Source organism: Streptomyces sp. NBC_01408 (assembly GCF_026340255.1).
In the GTDB taxonomy this organism is placed as follows: domain Bacteria; phylum Actinomycetota; class Actinomycetes; order Streptomycetales; family Streptomycetaceae; genus Streptomyces.
In genome coordinates this window covers 1,237,167-1,248,884 of sequence record NZ_JAPEPJ010000002.1, presented here as the reverse complement: position 1 = coordinate 1,248,884, position 11,718 = coordinate 1,237,167, and the positions used below count along the sequence as shown (strand labels likewise).

10 protein-coding genes and 1 pseudogene are annotated in these 11,718 nt (G+C 66.9%); 6 read left to right on the top strand and 5 right to left on the bottom strand.

Features of this window, described 5'->3' with window-relative positions; genetic code table 11:
• The first annotated feature begins 186 nt into the window (after positions 1-186).
• Together OG447_RS27805 and OG447_RS27800 are read left to right on the top strand one after the other, a co-directional pair.
• On the top strand, positions 187-1,764 hold the full coding sequence (locus OG447_RS27805; protein ID WP_266940178.1) for an MFS transporter: 1,578 nt from the start codon (positions 187-189) through the stop codon (positions 1,762-1,764).
• A 139-nt stretch (positions 1,765-1,903) separates the two neighbouring features.
• On the top strand, positions 1,904-3,931 hold the full coding sequence (locus OG447_RS27800; protein ID WP_266940177.1) for an AAA family ATPase: 2,028 nt from the start codon (positions 1,904-1,906) through the stop codon (positions 3,929-3,931).
• Positions 3,932-4,070: 139 nt separating this feature from the next.
• Here the strand turns inward: OG447_RS27800 and OG447_RS27795 are convergent, their stop codons facing one another.
• On the bottom strand, positions 4,071-4,838 hold the full coding sequence (locus OG447_RS27795) for a transposase family protein (RefSeq protein WP_266940076.1): 768 nt from the start codon (positions 4,836-4,838) through the stop codon (positions 4,071-4,073).
• Between the two features lie 978 nt (positions 4,839-5,816).
• Between OG447_RS27795 and OG447_RS27790 the strand changes: the two genes are divergently transcribed.
• Complete coding sequence (locus OG447_RS27790; protein ID WP_266940075.1) at positions 5,817-6,473, top strand: LuxR C-terminal-related transcriptional regulator; 657 nt, start codon at positions 5,817-5,819, stop codon at positions 6,471-6,473.
• Between the two features lie 497 nt (positions 6,474-6,970).
• Here OG447_RS27790 and OG447_RS27785 read toward each other — a convergent pair whose 3' ends face one another.
• Entirely contained in the window at positions 6,971-7,297 is a 327-nt protein-coding gene (locus OG447_RS27785; protein WP_266940074.1) for a hypothetical protein, read from the bottom strand.
• Positions 7,294-7,779 (bottom strand): hypothetical protein, encoded by a 486-nt coding sequence (locus OG447_RS27780; protein WP_266940073.1) that lies wholly within the window; start codon positions 7,777-7,779, stop codon positions 7,294-7,296. The genes OG447_RS27785 and OG447_RS27780 overlap by 4 nt, the downstream gene beginning before the upstream one ends.
• Positions 7,780-7,888: 109 nt before the next feature.
• On the opposite strand from OG447_RS27780, the gene OG447_RS27775 reads away from it, so the two are divergent.
• The gene (locus OG447_RS27775) at positions 7,889-8,233 is read left to right on the top strand and encodes a PadR family transcriptional regulator (protein ID WP_266940072.1); all 345 of its coding nucleotides are present in this window, start codon (positions 7,889-7,891) and stop codon (positions 8,231-8,233) included.
• Entirely contained in the window at positions 8,230-8,949 is a 720-nt protein-coding gene (locus OG447_RS27770) for a permease prefix domain 1-containing protein (RefSeq protein ID WP_266940071.1), read from the top strand. The genes OG447_RS27775 and OG447_RS27770 overlap by 4 nt, the downstream gene beginning before the upstream one ends.
• A 263-nt stretch (positions 8,950-9,212) precedes the next feature.
• Here OG447_RS27770 and OG447_RS27765 read toward each other — a convergent pair.
• A pseudogene (locus OG447_RS27765) lies at positions 9,213-9,452 on the bottom strand (response regulator transcription factor); the annotation flags it as partial.
• A 447-nt stretch (positions 9,453-9,899) separates the two neighbouring features.
• A complete protein-coding gene (locus OG447_RS27760) occupies positions 9,900-10,847 on the bottom strand; it encodes an AraC family transcriptional regulator (RefSeq protein ID WP_266940070.1) in 948 nt (315 codons plus the stop codon).
• Positions 10,848-10,943: 96 nt separating this feature from the next.
• Here OG447_RS27760 and OG447_RS27755 point away from each other — a divergent pair, with 96 nt between their 5' ends.
• On the top strand, positions 10,944-11,666 hold the full coding sequence (locus OG447_RS27755; protein ID WP_266940069.1) for an SDR family oxidoreductase: 723 nt from the start codon (positions 10,944-10,946) through the stop codon (positions 11,664-11,666).
• The last annotated feature ends 52 nt before the right edge of the window (positions 11,667-11,718 follow it).

Sequence of the window (11,718 nt, the reverse complement as noted above, 5' to 3'; positions counted from 1 at the left end):
AAGTGAAATCATTCAACTCGCAAAATCCGTCGGAGGCACAAAACTGCTCAGTCCGCAAATCTGGCAGAGGCATATAGTTCCTTCGGTCGCAATAGCTTTGGCGAGAAACTCCCAGCTTGACAGCGTTGTGGAGTTTGCTTATATTCCAGTCGGTCAAGTCCCGCCGCGCGATATCCGAAGGTGTTCATGACCGCGCCTCTAACGTTACCGAAGTCCAGGCAGCAGTTGATTCTTGCCATTCTTATGTTGTGTTCACTGCTGATTTGGATAGAAAATACCGTCCTGAGTACTGCGCTGGAGACCCTTGCAGACCCGGTCCGTGGGCTGGGGGCCAATCCCGGTCAGCTGCAATGGGCGACCGGTTCGTACACTCTGGCTTTCGCCACATTGATGTTCACTGCAGGCGCATTGGGCGATAGGTTCGGTCACCGGACTGTGTTTGCCAGTGGGTTGGTGATCTTCGCCGGGTCCTCGCTGTGGGCGGCGTACACAAGCGGTGCGGGCCAGCTGATTGCAGCTCGAGCTGCGATGGGGGTGGGCAGTGCGCTGATCACGCCCGCCATGATGGCCATCCTTATGTGGACCTTTACCGGCCCCGCGCGGGCTGCCGCGATCGGCATTTTCTCGACGTCGGCCGGTGTCGGAATGGCTGCCGGCCCGGTGCTGGCGGGGTTCCTGCTCGATCGTTTCTGGTGGGGCTCGGTCTTTCTGATCAATGTTCCGGTCGCGGCATTGGCGTTGGTCGGGCTCGCCGTGCTGGTTCCGAATTTCCGCAGCCCCATTCCGCGACCACTGGACCCCGCTGGAATGTTGCTGTCGATCAGTGGGCTCGTCGCGTTGGCCTACGGGCTGATCCGGGCGGGGCAGGTGGCGGCGTGGAGTCGTACCGATGTTTGGGCGCCGATCGTTGCCGGTCTGGTTCTGCTGGCCGTTTTCGTACTCGTCGAACTGCGCCTCAAGGTGCCCAGCTTTGATCCGCGACTGTTCGCGCAACGCACATTCGCTGGCGGCAATGTGGCGCTCGGATTGCTGCTCTTCGGTGTGGCCGCCATCACCTTCTATAACGCGTTCTACCTGCAAGGCGCGCTCGGATTTTCGCCGATGAAGGCGGGTTTGGCCAATATCCCGACTGCACTCGGCGCGCTCGCGGGGGCACCCCTTGCCTCGCGCCTGGTTCGCCGCCTGCCGCTCCGCCTTGTCACCGTGCCGGCGCTCACCGTGGCTGCGCTGACCATGGGTGGGTACGGGTTCCTCGGACTCCAAACTCCACTCGTCTGGATCGAGGTCCTGTTGTTGATACAGGGTCTCTCGGTCGGCATGGTGATCGGCCCCGTTACGGCTGCATTGATCAGCGACCTGCCGTTGGAACAGGCTGGTGCAGGATCGGCCGTCACCAACACCGTGCGACAAACCGGCAGTGTGATCGGAATTGCAGTAGGCGGAACGATCATGTCGATCATGTACCGACGTGCGATCGAACCTTCGCTGGAGGGCGCATCCGGTCCGGTGCAGGATCAGGCGCGAGTTTCCGCCGAACAGGCCCGCCATGTCGCCACCACTATCCACCAGCCCTCTCTTGCCCAGGCTGCCGATAATGCGTTCATCCATGCTATGCACGTCGGCGCGGGCTGGATCGCGGCCGTCGCACTCCTCGGAGCAGCTGTGCTGCTGATTACCTTGCCTGCTGCCGGAAAGAAGAAGGGTCCGACATCAGAGCCGGACTACGAAGAGGCCCGCAGCTGCGAGCCTCGATCCACCGCGTGATGGGCTGTCTGTGGTCCGATGCGGATCCGCCGCGTATCGAGTGAGCTTTGACTGATGGTGTGGCTCGAATCGAAGGAGGCCCCTGTTGTCGAAAATGAATGATCCCGCTGTGCGTGCGGTCGAATCGGAGCGGGATTATGTGTCCTCCTTGTACGAGTTGCTCACCGAGCGGCTTTCCGAGGCGCGAGTACACCGAGCGAGTGTGCTGAAGGCCCCGGCGGAAAGCGCCGGTGAGGCATACGAGAGAGAAATCGCCGCCGAGCGTCTGGCCAAGGAAATCGGCCGGCTGGAGGGCGCCGAAAAGGGGCTGGTCTTCGGGCGCATCGACTGGACGGATGGCACGGCCCTGCGCATCGGGCGGATCGGACTGCATACGGAGGAGGATGACCTGCCTCTGCTCGTGGACTGGCGCGCGAACGCGGCGCGGCCCTTCTACGAGGCGACACCGGTCCACCCGATGGACCTGCGGCGGCGCCGGCACCTGCGCCTCGAGGAGCGCACGGTCATCTCGGTGAGCGACGAACTGCTGGACGGGACCGCCCCGACCGACGAGGACGTCGTGGGTGACGGCCCGTTGACCGAGGCCCTGTCGGCACGGCGCACGGGCAGGATGCACGCGGCCGTCGCGACGCTGCAGACCGAGCAGGACGAGATCGTCCGTTCCGCCCACCGCGGGGTGACCGTGGTGCAGGGCGGGCCCGGCACCGGCAAGACGGTGGTCGCCCTGCACCGGGCGGCCTATGTCCTGTACGCGTTCCCGCGCGCCGCGGAGGAGGGTGTCCTGGTGGTGGGCCCGAACGCCCGGTTCCTCGACTACATCTCCCAGGTCCTTCCCTCGCTCGGAGAGAACGACGTCGTTCTGGCGACCTGCCGGGAACTGGCCGGAGTGTCCACGGACACGGTGGACCCGTTCGATACGGCGCGCCTCAAGGGCAGCTCCGACCTCGCGGACGCCTTGGCCGGTTTGCTGCGCGTCCACCAAGCCCCCGCCGGTGACTTCACCGTGCGGGTCGGACAGGAATTGGTTCACCTCTCCGGTGAGGAAGTCGCCGCGGCACGCGACGCCGCCGTGGCAGCCGTATCGGGGCACAACCCCGCGCGCCAGGTGTTCAGGGAGCTCTTGGTCGACGCCGTCACCGACACGATGCAACGAGACATGGGCGACCTCCTGGAGCAGATCGACGCCGATGCCGAAAGGATGACGGGCATCAACCTCGACCGGTTCACGGGAGCCGCCCAGCGCCGTGCCGAAGGTGCGGCCGACCCGGGTCCGGTCCACGAGCTGGACCTGGACGCCATCCGAGCCGATCTCCTCGACGACGCCGGCGTCGACCGAGCGGTCGAGGTGTTGTGGCCGCGGCTGGCACCCGGTGACCTCGTGCAGGCGCTCCTGACGAACGCCGGCGCTCTCGCCGAGCGCCTGCCCCGCCTGACCGCGCAGGAGCGGTCCCTTCTGCTGCGTGGTCCGGACGACCCTTGGACCGATGCCGATGTGCCGTTGCTGGACGAGGCCGCGAGCCTGGTCGACGGCCTCCCCGAGCGGACGTACGGGCACGTCGTCGTCGACGAGGCGCAGGAACTGACCGCCATGCAGTGGCGGATGATCGTCCGCCGCTGCCCGGCAAGGGCGATGACGCTGGTGGGTGACTTCGCCCAGGCAGGCCCGGTCGCGACAGCACGCGACTGGAGGGAAGCACTGAGCCCCCACGTCGGACCGCGGTTCAAACTGCACAACCTGACCGTCAGCTACCGCACCACGCAGGAGATCCTGGAGAGCGTCCGGGACCTGCTCACGCGGATCGCTCCGGACCAGAAGCCCACACGGTCACTGCGAAGCGGTGAGAGCCCTCGCACCGTGACCACACCCCCGGACGGGTTGGTCACCGCCGTCGTTCAGGAACTCCACGCCCAGAGCACCGCGCACCCGGGCGAGCTTCTGGGAGTGATCTGCGCGGACACCAGGGTGAGCGAGCTGACGGACCAGGGCATCGCTCACCACGCACGCATCGTGCCGGCGTCCGAAGCACGCGGCCTGGAATTCGACGGGGTCGTCGTCATGAACCCCGAGGAAATCATCACGACCCGCCCCGGTGGGGAAAGGGACTTGTACGTAGCCCTGACCCGGGCCACCAAGCGCCTCTGCACCATCGCCGTCCAGCCCGCCTGAAGACTCGGCGCCCGCGTCGTCGCCGCGGGCGCACCCGGCGCGGTACAGACACCGGACCGCGCACGGGGCTGCTCAGGCTTGTCCCGTAAATGATGTCTGAGTCGCCGTGGGCCGGGTGGTAGTGGTCGGATGCGGTCGTTTATCCGGCGAGTGCGAGGTTGTGCATGAGGGCGATGCCGAGCATGGTGTGGTGGACTCCGTCGCCGTTGAGGCGGCAGTCGCGGAGGATCTTCCAGGTCTTCATGCGGGCGAAGACGTGGGCGGCGCGGGCGGGTGCCTGCTTGTGGGACTTGATGCGGGTCTGCTTCGGGTCGGGTGGTTCTTCGCCTTTGCGCCGGCGGTGCGGCAGGACGAGTCCGGTGCCCGGGTAGCCGCCGTCGGCGATGGTCATGGTCGTGCCGACAGCGGCTTCGGCGCCGGATTCCTCCGATGCCTTGCAGTCGTCGCGGTTTCCGGCGAGGGGCCGGCCGACCACGATGACCAGGCGGGTGTCGGCGTCGATGACGACCTGGTGGCTGGTGGGGTACCGGCAGTTCTTCGACCGGGCGGCGGTGGTGTGGTCGCGGGCGGGGACCAGGGTGCCGTCCACGATGAGCACGGTGTCCTTGGCGAACCGTTTGCGGGGCTGGAGCGCGAGCATCGGCCCGAGGTGGTCGATGATGCGGTCCGCCGCCGACTTGGACACGCCGAACAGCGGAGCGATCTGGCGCATGGTCAGGTTGGTGCGCCAGTACGCCGCGACCAGCAGTGCACGGTCCTCCAGCGGAAGGCTCCACGGCCGGCCCTTGCGGACCGCGTCCGCACCCTCACGCCGCAGCACGGTCACCAGCTTTCCGAAGCAGCGCGGGCTCAGCCCCGTGAACGGGGCTATCCAGGACGGCTCCGACGCCGTGATCACACCAGCCACCGCAAGATCATCTCACGCCAGACCGGCAGTTACGGGACAAGCCTTCGCCGCCTCACCGCTCGTGGCCCCATCGCGGCATTGCCGCAGCGGTGGAACGCGCTCAATGCCCTTGACCCGGCCGACTACTTCACGGTGGCGAAGTAGTCGTACTCACACGTCGTGTATCGACGGCTGTCGGACAGTCACGTACCCGACGAACGGTTCGTACGTATCCGGCAGATGCCGTTTCCTTACGCCAGGGGTCCGCTCCCCAGCAACATAGGCACGAATGGTCTTCCTGTCACCGGTATACCGGGCGATCTGCGAGATCGTCCAGCCCCGCGCCCACAGGGCGCTGATTTCCACATCTTCCACACATGCCAACGTGGGAAAGCGGGCCTCCTTCGATGGGAAACGCTGGTCAGGTGCGGTAATCGCCGGTATCGAAGGAGGCTCGCCCTTCACTTCGGAGCCACACGGGACAAATGGGAAATTTCGGCGAGCCGGCGAAAGGTCGAGGCTGAGACTCGTCCCGTAAATAATGTCCGAAATACCTCGGCTAGGCCGTCGCGGGATCCGCTCGTCTATCCGGCGAGGGCGAGGTTGTGCAGGCACCGTACTGAAGCCGAGGTGCGAGAGCTCTGGACGACCAGTACAAGGCCATGACCATCGACGGCGGCGGCCGAGCACTCGATCAGTTCCACAGGCTGTCCGGCCCCGACCTGAGGTGGTGGCGGCGCCACTTGTGGGATTACGGGACAGGTCTTAGTTCGGAGTGGACAGTCCCCGCAACTCGGTGCCATGCTCATCTATCTGAGTCGGGCCTTTTACCTGCAGGGGTTGGACTCGCGAGATTTGAACGCGGGAAAATGGGGGATCGCTTATATGGGTAGCGTGAACGACAGGTTGACGTGGAAACCGAGCTCGAGCAGTGGTGATATACGTGACACCCGAGCTTCCCCGCGGGTCGGGCGATCCCCGTTGCAAACTGGGACCGCGGTGCCGACCGGCACCCTCGATTCCAATCTCCAGATCATGTTGATAATCCAAGACGACATTCGTCGATACAGTATCGAGGGAATGCTTCGTTCGCTTGACATCCGGTTGACAGTGCAATTCAGCGCGGATATCGAAGATCTCTCGACATTCCGCAACGGCCAGCTGATCATTTCATCCAGCAATGCTTTGGAGCCTGTACCTGCCGAGATCGCTGAAAAGCTGCGTATTCACAACATAAATGTACTGGTCCTGGTGGATTCGGCAGACGTTGTTGAGCAATCCTGGGTCGATCATGCCAACGGTTTCCTGGACTGGGCGGATCTCCGTCCCGAGACCCTGCGCGAAGCGATCGTCGATGTGGAGACCGGACGATTTCACGTGTCGGCGACTCTGGCGCGACGATCCGTCACGGCACCCGACCAGGCCGGTGATGACACCACCTCGAAGCGCGCGTCGATGATTGCGCTGACGGCACGTGAACACCAAGTGCTGTGCCTGATTGCCGAGGGGCAAAGTAACCGACAAGTCGCTGGATCGCTGAGTATCTCTGAGCATGGAGTGAAACGCATGGTCGGCATCATTTTGGCCAAGCTCAACTGCCCAAATCGGACTCTTGCGGTTGTTCGGGCCATAGAGTCTGGGCTCCTCGTTGTGTGAGGTGTCGACCCATTGGCGAAGTGCTGTCCGTCCTAGCCCGTCCATGAACAGGTCGATCCCGGCCTGCGGTGGGCGCGACAGCTGGGCCCTCTGGCCTGCGCCGATCCGTCTCTCCGGCCCCTTCGGCGTGATGCGCATTGATACGGCCGATCCTCCCCAGCCGCTCCCCAACGGGGGTTAATTTTCCCCACATTCTCCCCAGCGGAGTCTGCCTCTGACCGGGCATCGCCGCTGGCCGGGGCCGTGATCCGCGTGTCACGTCAGGCACGCTACGTAGTGGCAGCGGGGCTGGAGCAGACGGCGGCTGCTGCTTGGTGGTGCTCGCGGTTGGGTGCGGCGGCTCGTTCACAGGGACAACAATCCCTCCTGGCGACCCCGCGCGACCACCGACTGTTCGCGGCCTTGCTGGGGGACGGGGCTGTGCGGGGTCAGTGCTGCAGGCCGGCCCTTGCCCCACGCGGACCGGTGCAAGTGGCGAGGGCCGCTGCGACAGGGCCTCAGTTGCCGGGCCCCGCGTGGGCTGTGCCCGCTCGAGCGCGGAGGGTGGGCTTGGCCACCCGGGAGTGGGGGGCCAGTCGTCGCAAGGCGAGCATTCCGCCGATGCCGGGTACGAAGGAGAGCGCGCGGGCTCCTGTCGAGGCGTCGGCGGCGGTGAGGGAGAAGGTCACCGCGATGGAAATGAGGTAGGCCGCACCGTGCGCAGGCCCACCGAGCGAGGAGACCGATGCGGCGTGGATGGTGAGCAGGTTGGCCATCAGGGCAAGAAGCGAGGCGGCCTCGATACCGGCCGCAATGCGCAGGACCTTCATGCTGTTCATGCTCATGCTCCCGTCGTGGAGCCGGGGCGGACGATCATCAGGACGACCACGACCGACCACAACAGGTTGAACGTTCCGGTGAGCATCGCCAGTCGGGAGGCGGCGGCGTTGAGTGCGGCGTCGTCGGCGTCGGCGGAGTCCTGCCCTGCCAGTGCGAGCAGCCGCTGCTGGCGCGGCAGTATCGCGCCCGCGAGCAGGACCGCGGCGAGCGCGGTGAGGACCATCGATGCGATCAGCCACGCGTCGGTGAGGACGCCGAGCTGGGTGGCGGTGGCAAAGCCGAAGACGGGCACGACGAGCCCGGCGACCGCGTATCCGCGGCAGACCCGGTGCAGGAACCAGGCGACACCGGAGGGGCGCCCCTCGTCCCCGCCCTTGTCGGTGACCATCTGTGTCGCATAGCGGGGGAAGAGCGATGTTGCCACGGCGATCGTTCCGACCGCGAGGATCGCGGCGATCACGTGCACGGACAGCAGGAACTTGGTCACGGTGGGGCGCCTCCAGACAGGAAGGGGACTCGGCAAAGGGCAGTTGGACCAATATGTTGGCTACCAATAGATAGCACGCCTACGCATCACTTATGTAGACTGCCTACTCATGAAGGCGGATGCGTTGCGCGGCCATTTGGACGGACTCCTGCTGGCGGTCCTCGAACCGGAGCCCCTGCACGGGTACGCGATCATCGCGGCGGCGCAGCATCGCAGTGGCGGTGCGCTCGAACTGCGCACGGGCACCATCTATCCGGCACTCCAGCGCCTGGAGCGGCTCGGCCTGCTGCAGAGCAGCTGGGACGCGGTGGGTGAGCGGCGGCGCCGCCGCTACGAGTTGACCGAGGCGGGCCGACGCAGCCTGGCCCAGGAGCGCAGTGCCTGGGCGGAGTTCACTGCAGTGATCAGCTCGGTCCTCAACCCCGCGATCCCGTCGCCGGGACAGGCCACATGAGCCCCGAGGCCGCCAAGAAGACGCGGGTGATGCAGACGTCTGCCGACGCAGTGCCGGGCGACGCGCCCGACCCCATCGACGCGTACGCCGCCACCCTGTCGCAGTCCCTCCAGGGACCGGCCCGCGCCAAGGCCCGGATGGTCGAGGAGCTGCGGGGTGGCCTCGAGGACGCCGCTGCCGCCTACGCCGAAAGCGGTGTCCCGCACGAGCGTGCCGTAGAGCTGGCCGTACACGATTTCGGCGCACCGCGCGACGTCGCAGCCGCCTTCCAGCACGAGCTGACCATCGCCCAGACCCGGCACACCGCGCGTGCCGCCGTGCTCGCCGTGCCGTTGGCGGTCGGCTGCGCCCTGCTGGTGTGGGGCGCCGGGCACCACCCTGCCTGGGAGCTGCCCCGCATGTCACAGCTGCTGACCGTGCACCTGGCCGGCGCCGCCGCTGCTGCGGCGTCCGTGCTGGCCGTGGTCACCCTCGCCGTCACCGGGCGCCTCGCCCGCACGCTGCCGACGCCGCGGCAGTTGCCGCGCACCGTGGCATGGATGGGCACGGCCGCGAGTATCGCCATGGCACTGGCCGCGTTCGTCCTCGCCATTCTGTCCGTCGTCGTCGCGGGCTGGCCCCTGGCGGTTGCTGCCGGCGCACTCGCCGCGACGGCGCACGCCGTTCTCGCCTCATCGGCCCGCGCCTGTCGCCGGTGCACCCGAGTCCCCTCGTGACGGGCGAAGAGCGCCTCCGTCCGCGGGGGGTCCTGGTCCTGCTCGAAGACCGCACGGAAAAGTGCTGTCGAACCGTGCGGTGAGGATGGTCATGCAGGACTGTCATCGGCTGGGTACGCCGCCGGCAATCGTTGCTCGGGGATCTGCGGTTGTGTACTCGGTCGGCCTGCCTACCCGAATCAGTTCTCGTTGAGGCAGCCCTTGGGGGTCCAGGTGCCCAGGGGTTTGGTCTTGCGGCGGCGGGGTCGGTCGCCGGTCGCCGGTCAGGGCGATGGTGCCGGCCCAGGTCGGGTGGGGTGAAAGCCCGCGGGCTCTATGCTGCCGGTTCGCCAGGTCCAGGCGGCGATCTCCACACGGTTGGGGGCGGCCAGCTTGAGCTGGCCGCCGGCGAGATGCGTCTTCACCGTAGAGAGGGAGACGTGCAGCGACGCGGCGATCTCCGCGTGGGTGTGGCCGAGGGCGACCAGGCGCACCACCTCCAGCTCCCGTGCGGTGAGGGATTCTTGCGACTTCGGCGTCCGTCCTGGGAACTCCCAGGGCCAAACACACGGCCAGCGCGGAGGCGCCCCAGTCACCCGTGCGCGCGGCCAGTTCGGCGAAGACCTCCTCGTCGTCCCGTCCGGTGGCCAGCATTTCGAAGGCCTCCAGGCCAGTGCGTTCTCGCCCTCCCCATGGCTCTGGCCAGAGGCTACAGCGATGCTCGAACGCGGCAGAGCGGCGTGGTGACTTGAGTGAGCGGCCGCGATTGCCCTGCCGTGGGGACCGCGTCGAATCGGCGAGTTCGGCGGTGATCACTCGCGTCCGATCGAGGGTTTGTCCCCCAAGCTCCGCACCGAGTCCGCCCGCGCCACCGCCCTCCTGCGCGCCCTGCTCGTGCTGACCAACCTCGAAGTCAACCGCTGACGACACGCTGACGAACGATCAAGAACCCAGACTCCTGCCCAAGAGAATCAAACCGGCACCGACAGCGAAGCCGACGCCGTCCGCCGCTCCCGCCGATATGCCCCAGGCGGGGCGCCGAAGTGCCGCTTGAATGCCTTCGCGAACGCGAATTCCGAGGTGTAGCCGGTGTTCTCGGCCACGGCGCTCAGCGAGTCGGCCGTCTCGCGCAGCATCCGCGCCGCGATGGCCATCCGCCATGTCGTCAGGTAGCTGAGCGGCGGCTCGCCGACCACCGCGGTGAACCGCCGGGCGAACGTGGCGCGCGACAGCCCGGCCCGGTTCCCCAGCGATTCGACGGTCCACGGATGCGCCGGGTCGTCATGGATCGCTTTCAGCGCCGGGGCGATCAACGGGTCGTTCAGTGCCGACGCCCAGCCCTGCGTCTGCTCCCTGGGCAACTGGGCGTACCAGGACCGCAGAATATAGAGAAGCAGCAGATCGACGAGCGTCGTGACCACTGAGTCCGAACCCGGCTGAGGCTGGTGGATCTCGGCGCAGAGCTGGTCGACCGCCGAGCGCAGCGCCGGATGGCGACCGGGGCTGGCCGGGAGGTGGATGACCTCCGGGAGGTCGCCGAGCAGCGGATGCGGCCGGTCGATGTCGAGGTGGTAGGCCCCGCATACCAGCACGCTGGGAGCGCCGTCGCCCTCGACGGTGAAACTCCCGATCGGCGAGGAGGTGTCGACGCGGTCGGGCTCGAAGGCGACCAGCTCGCTGGTGACCGCGTCACAGATGGCGTGATCGGTGCCGCGCCGCAGGAACACGACGTCGCCGGGGCCCAGGGCTATCGGATCGCCGCCGACCGGCAGGAGAAAGCAGTGTCCTTCGACGACGACGTGAAATCCGGCTCCCGCGATGGGCTGGAAGCGCACACCCCACGGCGCCTGCGCGTCGGTACGGACAACAGACGGACGCCCGGTGCGCAGGGCCGCAAGCGTGTCGCTGAGTATGTCCATACACTCACCATAGCGTGCTGAGATCGAGACGATCAGACAAAGAATCGAGACTTGAGGCCATTCGTTGTCTCGGTCGTGACTCGTAGCGTCCTCGCTATGAACAACACAGCAGACACCCAGCGTGTCGTCGTCATAGGTGGTACCTCCGGCATCGGATTCGCCGTTGCGCAGGCCGCAGCGACTCAGGGCTCGAACGTGGTCGTCGCCTCCAGCAGCCAGGGCCGGGTCGACCTGGCGGTGAAGAAGCTCGGTGGCCCGGCCGAAGGCATCTTGCTGGACGTCGCCGACGATGCTGCGCTCGCCGCCTTCTTCGACCGGATCGGCGAGTTCGACCACCTCGTCTACACGGCGGGCGAGGCCCTGCTGCTGAAGCCGCTCGCCGACCTCACCGCCGAGGAGTCCCGAGCGTTCTTCGAGCGCCGCTTCTGGGGTGCCCTGCTCGCCGCGAAGTACGCGACGCCGAAGCTCCGTCCCGGCGGCTCGATCACCTTCACCTCCGGCGCCTTCGCCACCCGGCCCGCCCCCGGAGCCTCGCTCGGCGCAAGCATCACAGCAGCCGTCGAGGGTCTGACGCGAGCCCTGGCACTGGAACTCGCCCCACTGCGGGTCAACGCGGTCCGCCTCGGCGCGATCCGCACCGAGCTTTGGGACAGCACCGTGCCCGAGCCCGAGGCCTTCCTCCAAGCGCAAGGCAGCGGCCTTCCCGTGCAGCGCGTCGGCAGCCCCGAGGAGGCTGCGGCGGCCTACCTCTACCTCCTGAGCAACGGCTACGCGACCGGCACGGTGCTCACCCTCGACGGCGGAGCCGCACTGGCCTGACATCGGCTGCTGTCGGACCGACAAGCCCGGTCCGATAGCCTCGGGCGCCACC